The organism is Acidithiobacillus ferrivorans (genome assembly GCF_016250455.1).
In the GTDB taxonomy this organism is placed as follows: Bacteria; Pseudomonadota; Gammaproteobacteria; order Acidithiobacillales; family Acidithiobacillaceae; genus Acidithiobacillus; species Acidithiobacillus ferrivorans.
In genome coordinates this window covers 436,058-455,622 of sequence record NZ_CP059488.1, presented here as the reverse complement: position 1 = coordinate 455,622, position 19,565 = coordinate 436,058, and the positions used below count along the sequence as shown (strand labels likewise).

At 55.2% G+C, this 19,565-nt stretch carries 17 protein-coding genes, 1 tRNA gene and 3 pseudogenes; 6 read left to right on the top strand and 15 right to left on the bottom strand.

Annotated features, from left to right (window positions below; translation table 11 throughout):
• Positions 1–6: 6 nt before the first annotated feature.
• Complete coding sequence (locus tag H2515_RS02230; protein WP_232821508.1) at positions 7–858, bottom strand: hypothetical protein; 852 nt, start codon at positions 856–858, stop codon at positions 7–9.
• A gap of 427 nt (positions 859–1,285) precedes the next feature.
• Between H2515_RS02230 and H2515_RS02225 the strand changes: the two are divergent.
• Positions 1,286–2,990, top strand: a pseudogene (locus tag H2515_RS02225) (IS1634 family transposase).
• A 313-nt stretch (positions 2,991–3,303) separates the two neighbouring features.
• Here the strand turns inward: H2515_RS02225 and H2515_RS02220 are convergent.
• The 3 genes from H2515_RS02220 to H2515_RS02210 all read right to left on the bottom strand — a co-directional run bounded on the left by H2515_RS02220 (position 3,304) and on the right by H2515_RS02210 (position 7,131).
• Positions 3,304–4,011: a retron Ec48 family effector membrane protein gene (locus H2515_RS02220; RefSeq protein ID WP_198660842.1), complete on the bottom strand. Its 708-nt coding sequence runs from the start codon at positions 4,009–4,011 to the stop codon at positions 3,304–3,306.
• The gene (locus H2515_RS02215; protein ID WP_232821507.1) at positions 4,001–5,206 is read right to left on the bottom strand and encodes a reverse transcriptase family protein; all 1,206 of its coding nucleotides are present in this window, start codon (positions 5,204–5,206) and stop codon (positions 4,001–4,003) included. Before H2515_RS02215 ends, H2515_RS02220 begins: the two co-directional genes overlap by 11 nt.
• Before the next feature lie 884 nt (positions 5,207–6,090).
• Positions 6,091–7,131, bottom strand: a complete 1,041-nt coding sequence (locus tag H2515_RS02210; protein WP_232821642.1) for an IS91 family transposase — start codon at positions 7,129–7,131, stop codon at positions 6,091–6,093.
• Between H2515_RS02210 and H2515_RS16460 the strand changes: the two genes are divergently transcribed.
• Positions 7,075–7,338 carry a group II intron maturase-specific domain-containing protein gene (locus tag H2515_RS16460; RefSeq protein WP_198660840.1) on the top strand — a complete coding sequence of 88 codons (264 nt, stop codon included), beginning with the start codon at positions 7,075–7,077 and terminating at the stop codon, positions 7,336–7,338. The two genes, H2515_RS02210 and H2515_RS16460, sit on opposite strands and share 57 nt — an antisense overlap.
• A 175-nt stretch (positions 7,339–7,513) precedes the next feature.
• On the opposite strand, the gene H2515_RS02200 is transcribed toward H2515_RS16460, so the two are convergent.
• From H2515_RS02200 to H2515_RS02185, 4 genes are all read right to left on the bottom strand, one after another.
• Entirely contained in the window at positions 7,514–7,762 is a 249-nt protein-coding gene (locus H2515_RS02200; RefSeq protein WP_198660839.1) for a type II toxin-antitoxin system Phd/YefM family antitoxin, read from the bottom strand.
• 50 nt (positions 7,763–7,812) lie between these two features.
• The gene (locus H2515_RS02195; protein WP_198660838.1) at positions 7,813–8,175 is read right to left on the bottom strand and encodes a DUF192 domain-containing protein; all 363 of its coding nucleotides are present in this window, start codon (positions 8,173–8,175) and stop codon (positions 7,813–7,815) included.
• A 279-nt stretch (positions 8,176–8,454) separates the two neighbouring features.
• On the bottom strand, positions 8,455–9,069 hold the full coding sequence (locus H2515_RS02190; protein WP_198660837.1) for a GDSL-type esterase/lipase family protein: 615 nt from the start codon (positions 9,067–9,069) through the stop codon (positions 8,455–8,457).
• Between the two features lie 165 nt (positions 9,070–9,234).
• A complete protein-coding gene (locus tag H2515_RS02185; protein WP_198660836.1) occupies positions 9,235–10,140 on the bottom strand; it encodes a uracil-DNA glycosylase in 906 nt (301 codons plus the stop codon).
• 178 nt (positions 10,141–10,318) lie between these two features.
• Here H2515_RS02185 and H2515_RS02180 point away from each other — a divergent pair, with 178 nt between their 5' ends.
• From H2515_RS02180 to H2515_RS16445, 4 genes and pseudogenes are all read left to right on the top strand, one after another.
• Positions 10,319–10,669 carry a DUF4870 domain-containing protein gene (locus H2515_RS02180; RefSeq protein WP_198660835.1) on the top strand — a complete coding sequence of 117 codons (351 nt, stop codon included), beginning with the start codon at positions 10,319–10,321 and terminating at the stop codon, positions 10,667–10,669.
• 98 nt (positions 10,670–10,767) lie between these two features.
• Positions 10,768–11,604 (top strand): annotated as a pseudogene (locus H2515_RS16455) (ATP-binding cassette domain-containing protein); the annotation flags it as partial.
• Positions 11,605–11,754: 150 nt separating this feature from the next.
• Positions 11,755–12,066: pseudogene (locus tag H2515_RS16450) on the top strand (ATP-binding cassette domain-containing protein); the annotation flags it as partial.
• A 336-nt stretch (positions 12,067–12,402) separates the two neighbouring features.
• On the top strand, positions 12,403–12,636 hold the full coding sequence (locus H2515_RS16445; RefSeq protein ID WP_408626831.1) for an ABC transporter C-terminal domain-containing protein: 234 nt from the start codon (positions 12,403–12,405) through the stop codon (positions 12,634–12,636).
• On the opposite strand, the gene H2515_RS02170 is transcribed toward H2515_RS16445, so the two are convergent.
• The 7 genes from H2515_RS02170 to H2515_RS02140 all read right to left on the bottom strand — a co-directional run bounded on the left by H2515_RS02170 (position 12,633) and on the right by H2515_RS02140 (position 19,554).
• Positions 12,633–12,956, bottom strand: coding sequence for a hypothetical protein (locus H2515_RS02170; protein WP_198660833.1), 324 nt, complete (start codon positions 12,954–12,956; stop codon positions 12,633–12,635). The genes H2515_RS16445 and H2515_RS02170 overlap by 4 nt on opposite strands.
• The gene (locus H2515_RS02165; protein WP_065414280.1) at positions 12,949–13,260 is read right to left on the bottom strand and encodes a hypothetical protein; all 312 of its coding nucleotides are present in this window, start codon (positions 13,258–13,260) and stop codon (positions 12,949–12,951) included. Before H2515_RS02165 ends, H2515_RS02170 begins: the two co-directional genes overlap by 8 nt.
• The gene (locus H2515_RS02160) at positions 13,257–15,011 is read right to left on the bottom strand and encodes a peptidoglycan D,D-transpeptidase FtsI family protein (protein WP_198660832.1); all 1,755 of its coding nucleotides are present in this window, start codon (positions 15,009–15,011) and stop codon (positions 13,257–13,259) included. Before H2515_RS02160 ends, H2515_RS02165 begins: the two co-directional genes overlap by 4 nt.
• A gap of 37 nt (positions 15,012–15,048) precedes the next feature.
• Positions 15,049–17,109, bottom strand: coding sequence for an O-antigen ligase family protein (locus H2515_RS02155; protein WP_198660831.1), 2,061 nt, complete (start codon positions 17,107–17,109; stop codon positions 15,049–15,051).
• A gap of 324 nt (positions 17,110–17,433) precedes the next feature.
• Positions 17,434–17,510: transfer RNA gene (locus H2515_RS02150), tRNA-Pro, on the bottom strand.
• An 11-nt stretch (positions 17,511–17,521) separates the two neighbouring features.
• Complete coding sequence (locus H2515_RS02145; RefSeq protein ID WP_231551180.1) at positions 17,522–18,517, bottom strand: polyprenyl synthetase family protein; 996 nt, start codon at positions 18,515–18,517, stop codon at positions 17,522–17,524.
• 86 nt (positions 18,518–18,603) lie between these two features.
• Positions 18,604–19,554: a tetratricopeptide repeat protein gene (locus H2515_RS02140; RefSeq protein WP_232821506.1), complete on the bottom strand. Its 951-nt coding sequence runs from the start codon at positions 19,552–19,554 to the stop codon at positions 18,604–18,606.
• Between the last annotated feature and the right edge of the window lie 11 nt (positions 19,555–19,565).

Sequence of the window (19,565 nt, the reverse complement as noted above, 5' to 3'; positions counted from 1 at the left end):
TGCCCGTTAGGACTCGATGAAACGAAGAAACTCATCATTGGACATAACGAGGCTCGAGTTCAAAGGGATCGGGAGAATCTCGTTGAGACGAATAGTCGTGTTTTTTAAGGCGTCTAGAGTGCCATAGTCATTCGTGACTAAGGTATCGAACGTATTTAGGTCGAGGATTAAGGCAATATAGGCGTCCTCACAGTCATTAGCGTCGATACATAACTCAGTCTCACCGCGTGGCCGGCGATTGGCGTACTGATATAAGCGATGCATGAGATAGCCAAAGTACGGTGCTGTCGCAAGAAAGGTTTTAGCTTGAAGACTTCTGTCGTTTGTTGGAGAAAGCGACTTGGCTGCGTCAGCCAAATAACCGAATAACGCTTCGGATGTAAGCGTGTGTTTACCGTTCAGCAATGGATCAAGCCCCGCGAGGGCAGGAAGTGATTTAATATGGGCGATATAGGTGACTTCCTCCTTTTGGAGAATCTCTTCAATTATCTTTCCAGCATCGATGCATGAAGCGATGGTGCCGTCTGGATAGGTAAGGGTCTTGGTACCTAGATCTGCTAGAGACTGAGATTGTTGTACTGCCAACAGTAACTGGCTTAAAACAAGCTTATCCTCCCCTCTCGTCGAATTAGCTGATAAGTGAAGTTTATCAGAAAGAAGCCAAAAAGGATCGTTCAGTAACAGTGGTATTTGGCATTTAAGAAAATTTCCTCGGGCTCGTAAGTATTCCGGGTCATCCAAATGACTGGCTAATTCTAGGACGGTCTGCGTTGAAACCGCGATGCCCACCTTCGATTTTGCCTCAGTCAACTTAGGGTGAGAAATGCCGCGGATTGCTGACGTATCAAGAATAAACATAATAAGTCCTAATTCATATTTAATGGCGCAATCGACGTATAGCTCGGTGTCGAGTGTCATATAGAAGTTGAAGACAAATTATAACCAATAGAACCTAATATATTTCATATTTATTGTGCTCCATGTAATATCTGCAAAAATGCAGTCCCAGGATAATAAATTGCTATGTGGGGCATATTTACACAAATCCTACGCTGACTCAATAGCTGCATTTGTCGAACGCTGGCAGTTCGTGGTGCCATCACCGTAACATCCGCCTTTGGTCAACCCGAGTTCGACAGTTCATCGGCAAAAATCGTCAATTTCGTAACATCGCCCCAGCATTCATAGGGGTTTCAGCGCCTATTTTCTAAAACTTCTGTGGTGGCACGTTTTATCACTTAGGCTCTTTTGTTGACATGCCTATGAACGCTGATAAAGTGGCGGCATGCATGTGAAGATCACCACCTCCGGCAGCCGCCGCTATGTCCAGCTTGTCGAGTCCTACCGGGATGATGCCGGAAAGGTCAAAAAGCGTACCGTCGCCACACTTGGGCGACTGGATCAGGTCGACAGTCAGTTGAATGCCGTGATTCAGGGCCTGATGAAGGTCAGCGGCCAGGTGCCCACCCCGGCGCCAACGATTTCTTCTCCACCATCCATCGCTTTTGAAACAGCGCGTGCTTTTGGCGATGTCTGGGCCTTGACCGAACTCTGGAAGGAGCTGGGGTTCAGCGCCCTACGTCAGGTGTTCCGCAAGACCCGCCATACGACCGATGTGGAAGCGCTGATCCGGGTGATGGTCCTCAACCGGCTCTGCGATCCCGAATCGAAACTGGGCGTACTGCGCTGGGTGGAAACCGTCGCCTTGCCGGATGTCACCGTGACAACGATTACCCACCAGCAACTCCTGCGCAGCATGGATGCCCTGATGGAGCAACAGAGTGCCGTAGATGCTGTGGTAGCCGGACTGTTGCGCCCCCTGATCGATCAGGACCTGTCCGTGGTCTTCTATGACCTCACCACGATCCGCAGTGAAGGCCTGGTCACGGTTCCCCAGGACGTCCGTCAATTCAGGATGGCCAAGGAAGGTCTGATCGCTCGCCAGTTCATGCTGGGGTCGTGCAGACTGCAGAAGGTTTGCCGATCTACCATGAGGTCTTCGATGGCAACACCGCTGAGACCAAAACGCTGCTGCCGACCCTGGGCAAAGTGCTGGAGCGCTTTCCGACAGTGCGGCGCCTGGTGCTCATCGCGGATCGCGGGTTGTTGAGTCTGGACAATCTGGAGGCGTTGCAGGCGATCCGGCTGGCCAACGGGCAGTCGCTGGAGTTTATCCTGGCCGTACCGGGGCGGCGGTACCATGAATTTACCGATCTGCTGGATAGTTTCCAGCGGGAGTCGTGCAACACTGCCACTGAAGAAGTCATCGGTGAGCGCACCTGGAACGACCTGCGGCTGGTTATCGCCCATGATCCCATGACGGCGGCGGACCAGACCGCCAAGCGGAATGCGCGGATCGAAGCGCTGATTACTCAGGGCGACCAGTGGGCCGGCAAACTGGATGATCAGGACGACGGCAAAAGCATCGGGGACGCAAACTCTCCGACAGCGGTGCCAAGGCACGCTTCTACCATGCCGTCTGCGAGGCGCATTTATCGCGCATCATCCAAGTCGATATGGCCGCACAGCAGTTTAGCTACGACATCGACAAAAGCGCACGCACCCTGGCGGAAAAGATGGATGGCAAGCTCCTGCTCGTGAGCAATGTGCAGGACCTGTCACCGGCGGAGGTCGTGGCCCGCTATAAGTCTCTCGCCGATATCGAGCGGGGCTTCAAAGTGCTCAAATCCGAGCTGGAAATCGGCCCGGTCTACCACCGCCTGCCCGACAGGATACGGGCGCACGCAGCGATCTGCTTCATGGCGCTGATTCTGCATCGGGTCATGCGCAGTCGTTTACGTGCGAGTCACACCGGGCTGACGCCGGAACGAGCCTTGGAGCAACTCCACCGCATTCAGCATCACCGAGTTCGTCTCAATGGCGCCCCACCCGTATCCGGGGTGTCTTCCATCCAGGAATGTCAAAGCGAGGTTCTGCATGCCCTCCGGGTAAAAAAACCAGCCGCGTCTCAGCAATTGACGCTGTTGTAGTGGAGCGTTTTGAAATCGCTATTTTCAATATCAAGGAGTTGCGAGATTAACTGTCGAACTCGGGGGTCAATATTACTCGTTCTGTGTCCGGAGGTGAATGGCTGTTTCCGCTGCCCTGCCGCCGTTGAGCCCTGATGGTAGGCAGCAGACTGATTGCAGACATTCAACAGCGGAAAGCCAATGACATCATCCGACCCAAAGCAGACCCCTGAACTGACGACCGAGCAAAAGCATTGTACCAAAAACCACTATTCGCTTCCTATAGAGGCTAACTAGCGATTCTTGATTTGAATGAAATTGCCTGATAACAGCGTTAAATGTAGTGTCTTTTTTTTAAGAGGGGGACAGAATCTGTATAACAGAATGATTGATTCACTCTTTCGATCAAAGAAAATACTTGGCCTTCTGCTTCAAAGAAATCATTTCTAGGCAAGTAATTCATTGTGATGCCCGTGCCTTTCAGAATCGAAATAATCCTTCGTTGATGTTCCTTATATCGAAATTCTCCCACTTTTGGGTTGCTGGATTTATCGTTAGACGTGCCGATTTCTTTATTTAGTTTTGCCACGAAATCAATATAGTTCTTGGATATGTCTGTTTTCCCGGTTCTGGATTTATCAAAAATACAATTATAAAGAGAAAGCACATCCACAGATGAGGGAGAGATCATGCTCAACTTTTCTATTTCACCATTTATATAGCTATGAAATATTGAAAAATGCGCGATATGATTTGATAGTGCGGATGTGTTTGAGTTATTAAGATAACTAAGAAGGGCGACGATAATGCCCCCGACAGTGGCTACAGAAACCAATAGTTTAAGCGTTGCATTGGCTATATCTATAGCACTATTGATCGATTTTAGAAAGAATCCAACACACTCATTATTCAAGCAGAGCAAAGAATTAAACAACCCCTCATCGCACATGGTCATCACGGCTACGACTGCAGACAAGGCAAAACCGACAAACGCAATTGCCGATAAAGAAATAACCAATATTTTAAGTTCTTTAGAATCCATAGGTCGGAGATATACTTTTTAGCCTGCCTCTAAGCTCGGCAGATGTTTTAAAATATGTCCTCTGCAGTATGTTTAGCCGTTCATGCGCCAAATAAAATCTCTTCATGTACCAAAAGGTGCTTTTATTTGCGCTATAATCTTTTTCAAGTCTTTCAACTATCTTCTTTGCACGAACAATATCTTTTTTGGACGGCAAGGGAATCACTTTTTTTAGCCTTAGCACAAGCTTTTGATGTTGATTGTGACCGATACGCCCTAATTTGTTAACGCGCCCCATGCATCTATTAAAGTCTTTTCGGAATGCATGAGATGTCCTGTAACGATGTTCACTCGCCAGAATTTCAATATTTTTCACTGCCGCCCTAATATTCCGCACTTCAGACGATGGAAGCCTGGGTTCCTTGAAGCCAATCCGGAGACCGTGAACTGTAAGGGGTTCAGTAGAGATGTGTTGAATCTTTGTTTTATTTGGATTAAGTGGCAGTCCTTTTTTATCAAGCATTACTTCAATTGCGCGAACTGCGTAAGTAAAGTCATAATCCGATATTACAGATGAAACATTCATGTCGTCCACATATCGCGTGTAAACTAAATTCTTGTGTCCTAGTTTTACCACCAATTCGCCTTCAACATCCCAAAGGCATAATGAGGCGATGTAACTAGAAGTAAGAGCACCTTGGACGACATGCCCATCTAAACAGCATAAATCAGATAATACCTTGGACACCTCCACATCATACTTTAAGAATTCTGTGAATATATTTTCAACGTAACTTTGATGAATATTATCAAAGAAATTCCTAATATCTAGGGTAAGAACGCTTTTTGCCCCACAATGTCGCCTTGCGCAACTAATATAATCTCTTTCAACGACGAGAGATTCACCACAATGTTGGTTGGGGACCGAGCCGAAAATATGGTCTGGCCAAGCAATTACATCCGAATTAGACAAGATACGGGCGTTAATCCTGCGTTGAATCTTGCGTATGAGAAAATGCGGACTGTATACCTTTCGCAAGGAACCATCGCGTTTAGGTGTTTCCTTAATCTTGTAGCGTTCAGAAGCGGACAACTCTTGCGCTTCTTGTATCTCTTCGAGAGTTACGTCCAGGCATGACGCTAATTTGGCCAAGCTGCCAATCGACTCAAGTGAGATCTTTTTTGGATTGTATATATCTATTTGTCGAGCTTCCATGATAAAGATAGACTCGGCCACCCCATACAATAGGGGAAAATGAAGAGCGTTGTTTTCGTCAGCAAGGCTGTTGGTAGCAACCGCCCTTCATATGGCCAAGCCTAACGTCCTTCTCTCTTCCGGATGGAAGAGACGGAGGGTATCACTCCTCCCGACAAGCCTTGATCCTTTTGAACCAAGACGCTCTAATAATTCAGAGCATCACCAACAACTGTAGATTTGCTGACTGCCACAAGTGAGCGATGCGCTCACGCGACTAGAAGCTTAGCACTATTTGTGTCGTGCGCAAAGAACGAACGTGATTGTTGCAGAATTCAGGGGGCCGTTGGTCTATTTCCGCGCACGGGGCCGGGTCTTGCCGCTTGCCGCTTGCCACATTACGCATACACGCCAGGAGGCTGGGACAAGTTTCTGCTTTCCTGCAGAAGGTACCGCCTGAACTGCCTGATCCATGAAGACGGCGACCGACCGATTATGGCCGATAGTAGCTCTACCCATGCCGCCTGTGAAGGACCGCTCTAGTAAAGGGTTGTCTGATGCCTGCCCACACTGCGGCTGGTTCTGCAGGGCTCCTCGGGCAGGCGTCGGACAAGCCACGAAGGAGGAAACCGCGGGGGGAAACGTGATGTTCAGATGAGGCTACAGGCTATGGGGATTTGAAGCGTCGTATCCTGGCACGAAAGGCCTAATTGGCATGACTGATGGGCTGATTTGTTCTCTTGGATAGGTAGTCTGTGATCGTATATGCTCGATTTCTGGCGATACACTACGGTTCAACAGGCTGAAATTGTCCTGTTTTCTGGACGAGGCCCAAGGGTCTCTTATTGGCTCTGGCCAATATATCGCCGGTTGGCAGTGGGGTAGGTATCGGTATGCGCTGGAAGTCATAGTGCGCCGCAATGCCGGGGTGGCGCGCGGATGGAGGATTCACGCACCAGAATGTCGACGATGATCATCGCGGCCCCGCAATCCGGGCAGACAAAGGTGGGCTGGGTGGCTGTTCCTGCTGACGTTTCATCGTGTTGTGGCGATGTATCGGGAGTCGCGTGTAAAAGCTTGCGTACCAGCGCAAGCTTTTTCTTGCGCCCGGCGTTGGCCAGCAGCCCATAGTGTCGGATGCGATGGAAACTGCTGGGTAAAACATGCATCAGAAAGCGACGCATGAATTCGTCCGTACTGAGGGTCATGATTTTATGACGAGTACGACCTTTTGCCCGGTAATCTTTCCAGCGGAAGGTTACCCCGTGCGCGTCGAAGGCCACGAGGCGCCGGTTGGAAATCGCCACCCGATGCGTATAACGGGATAGATAGGCCAGCACCGCCGCCGGTCCGGCAAAGGGGCGCTTGGCATAAACCACCCATTCGCAGTTCCGCAATGGCGCGAGCCAGTCGGCGAAGGCGGCGGTATCGACCAGCGCAGCATATTCTCCGAAAAACTGGAGCTGACCGGCGTGGTGCGTTTGACTGAGTGCTTCGAGAAAGCGCCGTCGAAACAGGCGCGAGAGCACCCGCACTGGCAGGAAAAACCCCGGCTTACAGGCGACCCAACGGGTGCCGTCGAGAGATAAACCGCCGCCGGGGACAATGCCATGGACATGGGGGTGATGCGTCAGCGCCGATCCCCAAGTATGGAGGACCAGGGTAGCCCCGATGCGTGCACCCAGATGCTGGGGATCTGCCGCAATGGTGTCTAATGTTTCGGCAGCGGCGTTAAACAGCAAGCGATAAATCACCGCCTTGTTGTAATAGGCGATCGCGCTGATGGGTGCCGGCAAGGTGAAAACCACATGATAATAGTCTACCGGCAGCAGATCGGTTTGCCGGGCCTCCAGCCAGCGTCGAGCCGCGCTGGCCTGGCACTTCGGGCAATGCCGGTTGCGGCAGGAGTTATAAGAAATAAAGGCTGGTATGGCTACTTCAAACATGCCCATCGGTTCACCTTCTCGGCAATTGACGGCTTTGTTCGTCGTCGATTGCGGGCAATGCTGCGACGGCAGAAGCATCGACCGGGTCAAGGTCGATGTCTACGCGATCACAAACAATGGCCGAATGCCTTCTTCGCTGATCTTGGGCTGTTCACGATGTACGAAGCCCATCAATTGGCGCGCCAATCCCGATGTGGAAACAACTGACTGGAGAGCCCGTCGCGGGAAAACCGCACACCGGGTTCGGAGGGAGGGGACGGTAATCGCCGTTCCCTACCCCTATCCACCGCTGCATAGTTGCCATTCGAAAGCTCACCCGGAGGCAGAGAATCCGCGAGACGCCAGGATGATACTATTTTGTCCGTGGACACCAGCAGCAAATTCAGGGCTGCACCCCGACCATAAATAAGCGCGCCACGGCATCGTTATGCGCATCGATACTGTCGGGCATAACGAACAAGCCTTTCGCCACACCAATCCGCTTTCCAGACAGGGCCGCATCTGTCGGCACCAACTTGGCGGTGGGACGGCCATTCCTGGCGATCACGATCTCGCGCTTCCGTCCTTGCTCGATGGCTTCCACCAAGTGGGACAGAGAGGACCTAGCTTGTAACATATTGACAGACTGCATCGTATTCTCCACAAAATGGAACCAGCCTATAGTCTGGCCAATTAAAATGGTCAAGACCGTGATTGTGCTGTCTGCCACCGCAAACGCTGTCCGGGAACCACCCCGTGACGCGCAACACCGGCTACCGCCACCTCCAGCGTCGTGCGGGCACCCCGGCAGGATTTCATGCGCCATGCGCTGACACCTGAGTGACAAGCCAATACCCTCAGATCGGCATCCAAGAAAATGACATCGATGGGGAAACGCATACCCACGGTGTGTACACTCCCGCAAGCAGTCAGCAACAACCCCTGCTGATTAGAGAGTTCGGCCTTGCCCAGCAAACCCTGCAAACGGTCGAGAAAACTGGCCGCCATCTGCACCTCAGACCAGAGCACCTGACCATCACGGCAAATCATCCCTGCCGGTTTCAAAAACCGCCTTCCTGAAGAAATTTCATATAGATGACAAAAATCAGCATCAAAAAAATAACCTGATATCGCGGTAGGGATACCCACCATTTTTGCTAAATAAAGTAATTGAAAATTTTACCAATGAATCATGTGAATGATACCCAATTTAATTTACCTAGCTGACACCCCACACTTGCTCGCTGAAAACAAGGACGAGCTCTTTACCAAAGGTTTCTGGTGTGGCACCCCTAGAGCTGTTCCAACAATGACACGTTGTCACGCACTGCAAGAATGCGCTACTTACGGAACGCGTTGCAGGAACTGAAATATCAATTGCGCGATCTGTTTCTGGCCGGCTGCGTTTGGATGTATGCCATCCGCCTGGTAATATACATCAGCCCCGTGGGTCTTGAAAAATCGTCGTAATTCTGCATAAACCGGAATGACCGGAACGTTCATGGCGTGGCCTGCCGTATAAATATCCGAAATGGGGCCACGGATCAACATGGCTTCGCTGATACCGGAATTCGCGTGGATTAGCGGCGGCGGCGTACAGATATAAATCTTGGGGTGCGTTTTGAGCTGTGCGAAATGGCGAATCATCTCTTCTGCATCCGCGGTGAACTGGGAACCAAGTTTTGACCAACTTTTGGGGTTGGCATCATTGGTGCCCAACATGATGATAACAATATTGGGATCAAAGCTTGTGGCGGCTTTATATTCCGCTGTCTTCCAATAAGGCAGGCCGCCATTCTTCAGCATAGTAGCGCCGCTGTGACCGAAGTTTGCAACCTGATAGCCGGTTCCCAATAATTGCTGTAATTTCCCCGGCCATCCTTGGGTATGCCGCTGTGGAACTCCGTCACCGTAGGTAATACTGTCTCCGACGCAGGCCACGCGGATTTTCCCCGCCACCGCCCGGGAGTCGGTGAGCAGAAACAACAAGCCGGCAATCAAGATGACCGGAAACAACCGCCAAGCGCCGGATTTGTGATGGTCCATAGAAGACTTCTCCCATACCGTTAGAAATATGACCAAGCCAGACTCCCGACGGGTCGAACAACGCGGGGGCGTCCGTCATTACTGTAACTCCGCAAACACCCCCAACGCCCGCTTCAGATCCTCCCAGACCTTGCGTTTATCAATCGGGTTGCGCAGCAGATAGGCGGGGTGGTAGGTGACAATCAGGGGAATGCCTTGGTATTGCTGGGTCGTACCCCGCAATTGGCTGAGCGGCGTACCCATCTGAAGCAAGCCCTGCGCCGCAAAGCGCCCGAGGGCGACAATCACGCGCGGCTGCAAGAGGGCGATCTGGCGCTGCAGATAGGGCATGCATGCCTGCACCTCCGGACCCAGCGGGTCGCGGTTGTTGGGGGGGCGGCATTTGAGGATGTTGGCAATATAGACGTCTTTCTCGCGGCTCAGGCCCATGGCGTGGAGCATGTTGTCGAGGAGTTGACCGCCGCGACCCACAAAAGCTTCGCCGCGGCGGTCTTCTTCCGCGCCCGGTGCCTCGCCGACAAAGAGCCAGGATCCACGCGGGTTACCGGCACCGAATACGGCATGTTTACGGGTTTCGCCGAGGGGGCAGGCCTGACAGGTGCTGACCATGTTGTTGAGGGCACGCCAGTCCAGGGTGGCGATGCGTGTGATCCGTTGCGGGTCCGCAGCAGGGGTACTTGCCTGAGTGGCAAGCACTGGGGCTTGCCGAGCTTCAGTCTTGAGCGGCGGAGCCGGGCTGCGCACCGGAGTTGGTACCACCTCTGCGGGTGGTAGGGCAGCAGTCGCTGACCCCACATCGCGCCGTGCAGAGGACATCGCGGCAGAGGCTGGCTGCGCTGGCGCGGATACGGGCCGATTCGGCAAAGCGGTTGGGGCGTTAACCAGCGGTTTTGCCTGCACCATCTCCGGCGGCGGGTCGCCGGGCACAGGCAGACGCAGGAGTTGCAGGAATTGGCGTTGTTCGTCAGTGAAGGTGTCTGGCATGAGTCTATGCTAAAGGTCCGGTCCATCGCTGGCAATCCTTCTCGCCAGCCGGGAAGAACCCATCAGAAGGCTATTCTTTAACAAAAAATTCAGTATGATAGTGGGCACAGGCCACTCAGAGTGAAGCATCACCCGGTCGACCCAATACGAAATCCATTACCCTACAGGGAGCGTAACCATGGAAACCAGCAATCTCGCCGAAGTAGCCAGCAAGGACGATCGTAACATCGCCGCGCTCACCCATGCGGGCGGCATCTTGTTCGGGTTCATCCCGGCGCTGATCGTCTATCTCCTCAAAAAAGACAGTGGCCCCGCCTGGCTGGTGCAGCAGAGCAAAGAAGCACTGAATTTCCAGATCACCGTGCTGATTACTTATGTGCTGGCCAGTATCCTGAGTATCCTGCTGATCGGCATGTTGATTTTCCCACTGATTTTCATAGTGAATCTGACATTTTGCATTCTGGCAGCCATCAAAGCCAGCAATGGGGAGACCTATCGCTATCCCCTGACTCTGCGTTTGCTGAGTTAATGCGCAGAACCTGAGGGCGCTCGCCCGGCTTGCGCTGCTGCGGTGCGCCCCGTACCCTACGCCCTTATCTTTCGTAATTTAAGGATGGGGTCGGCTGAATGTCTATTCTGCGGCTGGAAGCGGGGCAAGTGGAATGGGGTGGCCGGGCACTGCTGGACCATGCCGAACTGAATCTGGAGGCGGGTGAGCGGGTCGGCCTTATCGGCCGCAACGGTGAGGGCAAGTCTACCTTATTGCAAGTACTGGCGGGCCTCAGTGCCTTGGATGCGGGAAACCTGTGGGTGGCACCCGGCGTGCACCGCGCCTACCTGGCGCAGGAGCCGGAGCTGGCCGGAGAACACGACCTGCTCACCGCCATCAAATCCGGGCACCCTGCCTGGCGACACTTGCAGAACGCCGATGCGGACGACGCTCATGCCCATGCCCTCGCCGACCATCACGAGGCCTGGCAGATCGACTATAAAGCCGAGGCCCTGCGCGATAGCTTGGGGCTGCCCGCTGCGGGCGTGGTCAGCGCCCTTTCCGGTGGCCAGCGCAAACGGGTAGCCATCGCCGCCACGCTCGTCGCTGATCCGGACCTGCTTTTTCTCGACGAACCCACCAACCATCTCGACCTGCCAGCGATTCTGGCGCTGGAGCAATCCCTGCTGCGCCATCGCGGCACGCTGGTCTTCATCACCCACGACCGGCGTTTTCTCGACCGCCTGGCGACCCGCATTATCGAACTGGATCGCGGGATACTGCGCAGTTTCCCCGGCACTTTTGCCGCTTATCAAAGTCGCAAGGCCGAAGTTCTCGCCGCCGAAGCCGCCGCCGACAGCCGTCTGGAAGGACAACTGGCGGAAGAGGAGGCCTGGCTGCGCCAGGGCGTCAAAGCCCGCGCCAAGCGCAATCAGGGCCGCCTACGTCGTCTGGAGGGGCTGCGTGATGAGCGCGCCAGCCGTCGCCAACAGCAGGGGCAGGCCACCCTGCAAATCAGCACGGCGGACCGTTCCGGTGCACTTATTGCCGAACTGGATCACGTTTCTTTTGCCTATAAAGGGCGTCCGGTCATCCGCGATTTTTCCACGCGCATTGAACGCGGCGACCGGGTGGGCATCATCGGCCCTAATGGGGCGGGTAAGACGACACTGCTACGCCTGATCCTCGGCGAGCTGGAGCCACAAGAGGGGACGATCCGCCGCGGCACCAAACAGGAGGTCGCCTACTTCGACCAGATGCGGTCCACCCTCGACCCCGAGAGCCGCGTGTTAGACGCCATCGCCGACGGCAACGATTTCATCGAAATCAATGGTGAACGCCGTCACGTACTGAGTTATCTGCAAGACTTTCTTTTTCCACCCAGCCGCGCACGAGGACTGATCAAGGCGCTTTCTGGCGGCGAGCGGGCACGCCTGCTGCTCGCCCGGCTGTTTGCCCGCCCGGCTAACATCCTGGTACTGGATGAGCCCACCAATGATCTGGACCTGGAGACACTGGAAGTTCTGGAAGAGCGTTTGCAGAGTTATTCGGGCACGCTCTTTCTAGTCTCCCACGATCGAGACTTTCTCGATAACGTGGTCACCCAGGTCATCGCCTTCGGCGAAGATGGCCAGATCAGTCAGAATGCTGGCGGCTATGAAGACTGGCTCCGCTGGCAGACGGAGTCCCGGCGTCCGGCAAAATCTACGGAGAGTGGCGGTGGCAAGGGTTCTGGCAAACGGGACGGTGGCGGCAAGGGCAAAAAATCCGCCATGAGCTACAAGGAAACCCAGGATCTCGCCATTCTGCCCGCGCAGATTGAGGCGCTGGAGAAAGAACAGAGTGAAATCGCCGCCGTGTTGGCCCTGCCGGAAACCTACCAGAACCCGGAACGGCTGCGCGAAGTTCAAGCCAGTGCCGATGCCATCGGCGCATCTTTAACGAAAGCCTATGGGCGCTGGGAGGCGCTGGAAGAAAAAGCGGCTGCCCTGACCGCAGGCTCCTAGGAAGCAGACTTCGGCGTGCCGCGCCCCTTGTCGCGCAGCAAAAAATGCAGCATCACGCCGTCAATAATGGCCGGAACCAGAGCGGTGATCAAGCCCACGGCCATACTCATCCAGGGTCCAGGCGGCACCTGCGGGTCAGGGATAAAACCCTGCCATTGCCAAGCTATCCCAGTTACCCCGTAGGCGATAATCAGCCCTGGAATCAGCAGCAGACCATCCACAGCCAGAAGCACCAGCACCGCCAATAGCACGAGCAACACCATACCCGCACCGTTGATCAGTTCGCGCAGCCACTGCAGCCAGTCGCGCGGCTCAGCCATGGTACACCCACAACAGAATATCTTTGCGCGGCAAGGTCACCGAGGCACCGCTTTTGAAGTCCAGGACAGCACTGGGCCAGAAGGCCGTGGCCGCAGAGCGCGGACTTGCCCGATAAGCACCTGGCCAATCGGGAGCCGCCGCTGCCTGATGCCCACCGACAATGATGGCACGCGCGCCCGCTGCATCCACATAAATATGCGCCACCGGGATGCGGGCAAAGGCAGCCGCCGCCAGTACCCCCAGCAGGATCACCGCGATACCTACCGTAAGCACCCTCGCGACCCATTTGTCCAGTCTGCTCATTTGCCGCCTCCCTCCGCCCAGATTTCGGCCTGAGTGGTCGTAATGTGATTATGCTTAGAGGCACAAGCCTTACCTCCGCACCAGCGTGGCGCAATGTTCAACTCTTCAAGGGCATGGCGCATGGTTACCCGGAACACTGGTGCTGACTCGACCCCACCGAAATTCCAGTAGCGAGTACTCCCGCGCAGAGTCACCGCCATCACCAGCTTCGGCGCAAAGCCCGGTGCAAAGCCGACAAAAGTGGCATTGGTCCTGTTCTTCAAAAAGCCGTCCTTGCCATTGGCCATATTCGCAGTTCCCGTTTTACCGGCCACCGCGTAGCCGGGAATGGCAGCGAGGATACCGGTGCCATTGGCCGCACAAACCCCCTCTAGCCAGTGCCGCAGGTGGGCGGCGATGCCCGCAGACATGATCCGCACGCGCTGCACCGACTGTCCGGCAATCAAGGTCGGGGTAACATGATAGCCTCCGTTGGCGATGGCGGCATAACCCTCTGCCAATTGCAGGGTCGTCACGGACACCCCGTAGCCCAGCGCAATTGTGGCGTGGCGCGCCTTATCCCAGGTCTGGGGCTGGGGAAGCACGCCACCCGTAGCACCCGCAAAACCGAGATTCGGCTCCTGACCGTAACCTGCCGCCAGGTACATGTCATAAATAGCCTTTGCGGGCGTCCGCAAAGCAATTTTAGCCGCACCAATGTCGCTGGAGTACTTGAGGATATGCGCCACGTTCAATTCATGGTGTACCACATCGTCGCGGATACAAAAACCGCCCACCGGCAGGCAGCGGGAGACATTGAAGCTCTGGTCCGGCTGGATGCTGTCCGTTGCAAGTGCCGCAGCCACCATAAACGGCTTCATGACTGAACCGGGCTCAAAGGCCTGATGCACGGCATTATTCACATAATCAGAAGGGTCGCCGCAACCGGCGCGCGCGTTGGGATTACAGGAGGGCACGCTCGCCATGGCGAGAATCTGCCCGGTTTGCGCATCCATTACCACCGCCGAGCCCTCTGTGGCGCCGAAGTGCTGTTGCGCTGCCAACAACGTCATGTAGGCCCAATACTGAATCTGCGGGTTGATAGTCAAATGCAGGTCGCGGCCGGGCACTGGCGTCTGCCGCGCACCCACAACATGAAGCACCTCGCCCTGCCCGTCCACCAGCACCTTTTCATTGCCCGCTTTACCCGATAACCATTGGTTGTAACCCATCTCCAGCCCGGCGGCGCCCTGATGATCCAGATGCACAAGGCCCAGCAGCGGTGTGGTTACCGCACCCAGAGGATAATAGGTGCGGCTGGTTTTTTGCACATAGATACCGGGCACATGCAGCGCGTTCAGAGACTTACCCAACTGCGGCTGCACCTGACGCAGGATATAGGCGAAGCCTGATCCACCCGACTGCACCCGCGCCGCCAGAGTCTCCGGACTGATGTCCAGAGCCTGCGCCACTTTGTCCCAGTCTTTGCGGTGGGCATTAAAGAGGCGCGGATCGGTCCAGATGGTCACCGCCGGCACATTTGCCGCCAGCGCATCGCCGTTGCTGCCATAGATCGCGCCCCGGTCGGCGGGCAACGGCCGCGTCTGCAAATAACGCATACGCCCCTGGGTACGCAAATCATGGGCCCGCCACCACTGCAATTCTGTATCTCGTGTCAGCACCACCACCAGCCCCAGCAGAATGACGATAAGGAGCAGCGTCGCCCGCCAGCGCGGCAAAATGCGTTGCAGGCTTAGTCGTTCCGGTGGCATGCGCAGTTCCTCAGCATTTTTCTTGGGTCATCGGCCTTCAGTGTGGCGTTGCCGCCCCATGCGCAGACTGACGATGGATCGCTTGCAGCCAGGAAACAGCTGGGATATAGCTTTGATTGTCTCGCAACAACTGCAATAAGGTAAGCTCCGCTGCATGCTTTTCACCCGCCCGCCATTGGGTCAGGGCGATTTCCATCTGCAGATTACTGCGCGGGTAGGGGAAAAGCGGCCGCTGCAAACCCGCGCTTAAAAAGGCCACCCCCTCTTTGAATTGACCCTGATCCACATAAGCCAATTGGGCGATTTTATTGCGCAGGCTGACACTTTCGGGATTGATGGCCAACCCCTTACGCCAAGCCAGCAAAGCCTGCCGATCCCTATGTGTTTTATCGAGATCTAGCAAGGCGCCCTGCGCCAGATAGAGCGTTCCGATGGAATTCCATACTCCCGACTGCTGTGGAATCCCTACCAGACTCTGCCGGTACTGACTGAGCGCTGCCTTTACCAGAGAACGGCGGTGTGCGACATCCGGCTGCGTCTCACGATCCGCGAGAGTCAGATAAGTGTTGGCCAAATACACATGGGGTTGTGTCGCCAGTGGGCGCACCAGGGTCAGCACATCCGCCGCTTTGAGCAAAAATAAGGCCCGTTGGTTCGGATTCGTGATCACCCGATTGAGCCAGCCATTATCGCTCAGCAAGGCAAAAATCGCAGCATCAGCGATCAGATTCCAGGAAGCAGCCACTACCGCCAACACCAAGAGCGCCTGCGTAATGAATCCATGGTTAATGCCGATCCGCGGCAACAAGGGCGCAGTCTCGCCCTGGACACCGTAGATACGCCATGCACGCGCCAGAAAAAGTCCCGCCAGCAGGCTCAGGGGGAAATTATAAAAAATGAAGTTCCCTAACGCATGGCCGGTAATAGCGAAAACCCCCAACACCAGACCCAAAGCCGGCAAACGGCGTTCATCCGTCACCTGTAGGGCCCTGCCCGCGCGGTACAACAGGCGGTACATCGCGTACATAAGGACTGCCGCAAAACCCAAGAGAAAACCCAGATTGATGAGTCCACCCTCGGCCAGATACTCCAGATAGTCGTTGTGGGTGTAAGTGCCGGCCGAGGCGAGTTCGTCAGGCAGGCGGTATGCGGGATAATTCAGAAAATAGGACCCCATCCCGGTACCCAGCCAGGGATGGCTAAGGAACATATGCCAGGTGGCCACCCACATCAGTCCGCGCGATATTGTAGCGATATTGCTTGATATATAGCCTGGAGCAAGATGCCCGATCAGATCAAAACCATGGGTATACCCCATCAACAGCAGAGCAATGAAGGCGAGTCCGAAAATCAACACGAAGCGCGCGCGCGCCGCGGGCTGTCGCCACAAGCCCCAGATGGCAAAAGGCATGGTACAAGCCCATGCCAGAAGGCCGCCGCGGCTATTGGTAGAGAAGAAGGCGAGGAGCAGCAGCGTCAGCGTCAGCAGGTAGAACAAAGCTACCGGATCGGCACCACCACTCAAGAAGCGGGTACGACGGCGGCCATCCTGCACAAAATAGACGGCAAGGGTCGGAAAAAAAAGCAGATTCAGCCAGGCGGCAAAACTATTGGTATCCAGTAGCGGGCCATAAGGCCGCAAATTGACCAGAGCAACGCCTTGCCCCATCCACTGGTAATACTGCCAGAGAGCCATACCGCTTAGTATCCAGGCACTGGCCAGTACGCCCCGCCACAGCCAAAGCCAGAACTGTTCCGCAACCGGCTCTGGAATCAGCACACTGACGAGGAATACCAGCGGCAAGGAACCCAGCACCCAAAAATAAAACCAGCTGCTATAGGGCGATCCGCTCCAGAACAGGGTCAGCCCAAACCACACTAGCCAGAGCAACATAAAAACCGGTAGGAAGCCGCGGGGCCAGGGCAGTCCCGCACGCAAACGTGGCCACCAAACCGCGGCACCCCAGATCATCAGAACGATACTGGCCATTGCCAGTAGCGGAATCAGCTGCCCGTTGTAATACCAGGAAAGTCCATAAGCGATGAGAGCAAAGGCGGTATAGAGCCCGGCCCGGAAAGAGGGTGCGGCAGGATTCACTGATCGTCTCCGACATGTTGTGGACAACGGTAATCACCATCACCCCGGCCGACCGCCGCACGAATGGAAAGATGTCGGCTGCAGCGCGTGCAACGCACCAAACGATCGACAGCAGAAACTTTCGGACGCCGGCATTTCTGGCGCCAGCCATAAAACAGGATCACAGCAAACGCTGCGACAATAAGCCACTTCAGCATCGGCAAGCACACCCGCGTGATGCCAAGGCGCCCCTATTTCCCATACAGGCGCATCGACCAGGAAAGTCAAAAAGACCATTACCCAACGACTACGAAAAAGGCCCGACAATGCGGGCCTTTCCTCAATTGGTCGGGGCGAGAGGATTCGAACCTCCGACATCCGCCTCCCGAAGGCGGCGCTCTACCAGGCTGAGCCACGCCCCGATAACATAACTTTAAAAATCACGCCGCACAGCAAATGCCGCCAAAAAAGCCAGGGCTTCTTTCTCCACACTGCCTGGGAATCCGGACAAGCAGGCAATAGCCTGATCCACCTTTTCCTCCGCGACGCGCAAAGTGTAATCAATTGACCCTGTTCTGGCAATGATTTCCCAGACAGGTTCAAAGATGGCCGGCGCATCACCGCAAAGAGCCTCACGCAGAATGGCCTGCTCTGCCGCCGTGGCATGTTGCATGGCATGGATGTAGGGTAAAGTTGCCTTACCATCAGCAAGGTCATCACCGCGGTTCTTACCCATTTTCTCGACACTGGCGGAGTAATCCAGGGCATCATCCATCAGTTGAAAAGCGATGCCGAGCAGGGAACCGTATTGCGCCAACGCCTTTTCCGCGGCAACATCCAGATTGTTTACCAAGGCCCCGATACGCGCTGCCGCCTCAAAAAGCTTGGCGGTCTTGGCTTCGATAACCGAGAAGTACGCTCCAGGACTCAGATCAGGGTCGTTGGCATTCTCCAGCTGCGCGACCTCACCCTGGGAAATGACGCTGGTAGCCTCCGCCATGGTGGCGAGGATACGCATATCGCCGTCCTGTACCATCATTTCGAAAGATCGGGCGTATAGAAAATCCCCGACAAGCACTGCGGCGGCATTGCCCCAGAGTTGATTGGCCGTCGCATTACTGCGCCGTAGTTCGGAACCATCGACCACATCATCATGCAGCAATGTGGCCGTATGGATGAACTCCACGATCGCAGCCAGTGGGATCGGACGCGGACCGCAGTCGCCGCCCATACGCGCGGCCAGTAGCAGAACGATGGGGCGCAGCCTTTTGCCACCGGCATTGATCAGGTAAGTACCCATGGCCGGAATAGTCGGCACCCCGGAACGCAATTGCTCTTGGATGACGCTGTTCACCGCCGCCATATCGGACCGCACGAGGCGGTTGACTTCCTCCAAATCCATGCCCTGCTGCTCCCTGTCTGCCTGCATCAGCACCTGCTCCACACCGGAAGGTGCCAAGCTTGCGGCCGCAGGCGATTGTCGTTAGCGCGGCATAAACTTGTCAAGCGCAGTTATTAGCGGTCGGTGGCAACGCCGGACAATCCGGCAGGAATATCCAGGTGGCGTGATTGGGCCAACCGCCGCAAAATCTCTGGGTCACCATTCCACTGCGCCAGCACGCTCCACAAAGGGTGTGGCCCCAGATCGACACCGGCCCGCAGCATGCGCTCGCGCAAAGTTTTACCACCGATTCTCACCGCGAGAAAGAGCAGGATCAATGCGTTGAGATAGTCCTCAATACGACGTTGCTGGTGGGTAATACGCAAGAGTTCGGCATAGAGAGGCAGGCGTAGCGGCTCATGCGCAATGGCCCGCTGCAATACCGCCATACCGTAGGCAGGATCAGCGTTACGAGACACCAGCGCCAGCGCCATCTCTGCAGTCATGACCGTCTCTGAGGCCTGCGCCTGCGCTTGAGGTACCGGCACCGCCATTCCCACCTTCTCGGCCAGCACCAGCAGTTCGAGATTGCCCGGATCCTGCGCCAAACCGGTATCCACGCGTTCTTTCCACCACGCCTCATTCATGGTCGCCGCGCCTGATTTCTCTCCCAGAGCTTCAAGCAGCTCGGCATAACTATCGATGTCTGCCATCGCCAGGTAGGCATCCAGAAGCCTGTTGATCGCCCTGGTCTCATGAGGGTTAAGGTCTACGTACCAGCGCAAAACCGTAGCCGCCTGGGCATAGTGCCCATATTCCATATAAATAACGGCTTCATTGAGAAGGTCGTTAATGCTGAGCACTTGCTGTTCAGCGCCGCAGGTAGTCGTTACAGATGGGACAACAGCATCTACGCTGGATAATACTTCGGGTCGAGTCTTCGCCACGTCCGTGGCGGGTGCCAAACACGCTGCTGAGGAGGCTGGCGCACTGCTCTTATTCTGTACGCGTCGGCGCCGTGCCCGCAGACGGATAAAAACTTCCACCAGCAGCAGCATAACCACCGCGATTTCCAACAGTAACATTACACCTTGCA

Excerpts from the sequence above, each read along its gene's own strand:
- H2515_RS02200 (WP_198660839.1), bottom strand. The coding sequence starts at position 7,762 with ATGCAGTCTGTCAATATGTTACAAGCTAGGTCCTCTCTGTCCCACTTG.
- H2515_RS16445 (WP_408626831.1), top strand. The coding sequence starts at position 12,403 with ATGAGCTACAAGGAAACCCAGGATCTCGCCATTCTGCCCGCGCAGATT.
- H2515_RS16460 (WP_198660840.1), top strand. The coding sequence starts at position 7,075 with ATGCCGGTTGCGGCAGGAGTTATAAGAAATAAAGGCTGGTATGGCTAC.
- H2515_RS02145 (WP_231551180.1), bottom strand. The coding sequence starts at position 18,517 with ATGCAGGCAGACAGGGAGCAGCAGGGCATGGATTTGGAGGAAGTCAAC.
- H2515_RS02215 (WP_232821507.1), bottom strand. The coding sequence starts at position 5,206 with ATGGAAGCTCGACAAATAGATATATACAATCCAAAAAAGATCTCACTT.
- H2515_RS02140 (WP_232821506.1), bottom strand. The coding sequence starts at position 19,554 with ATGTTACTGTTGGAAATCGCGGTGGTTATGCTGCTGCTGGTGGAAGTT.
- H2515_RS02170 (WP_198660833.1), bottom strand. The coding sequence starts at position 12,956 with ATGGCTGAGCCGCGCGACTGGCTGCAGTGGCTGCGCGAACTGATCAAC.
- H2515_RS02180 (WP_198660835.1), top strand. The coding sequence starts at position 10,319 with ATGGAAACCAGCAATCTCGCCGAAGTAGCCAGCAAGGACGATCGTAAC.
- H2515_RS02220 (WP_198660842.1), bottom strand. The coding sequence starts at position 4,011 with ATGGATTCTAAAGAACTTAAAATATTGGTTATTTCTTTATCGGCAATT.
- H2515_RS02160 (WP_198660832.1), bottom strand. The coding sequence starts at position 15,011 with ATGCCACCGGAACGACTAAGCCTGCAACGCATTTTGCCGCGCTGGCGG.
- H2515_RS02185 (WP_198660836.1), bottom strand. The coding sequence starts at position 10,140 with ATGCCAGACACCTTCACTGACGAACAACGCCAATTCCTGCAACTCCTG.
- H2515_RS02210 (WP_232821642.1), bottom strand. The coding sequence starts at position 7,131 with ATGTTTGAAGTAGCCATACCAGCCTTTATTTCTTATAACTCCTGCCGC.
- H2515_RS02230 (WP_232821508.1), bottom strand. The coding sequence starts at position 858 with ATGTTTATTCTTGATACGTCAGCAATCCGCGGCATTTCTCACCCTAAG.
- H2515_RS02165 (WP_065414280.1), bottom strand. The coding sequence starts at position 13,260 with ATGAGCAGACTGGACAAATGGGTCGCGAGGGTGCTTACGGTAGGTATC.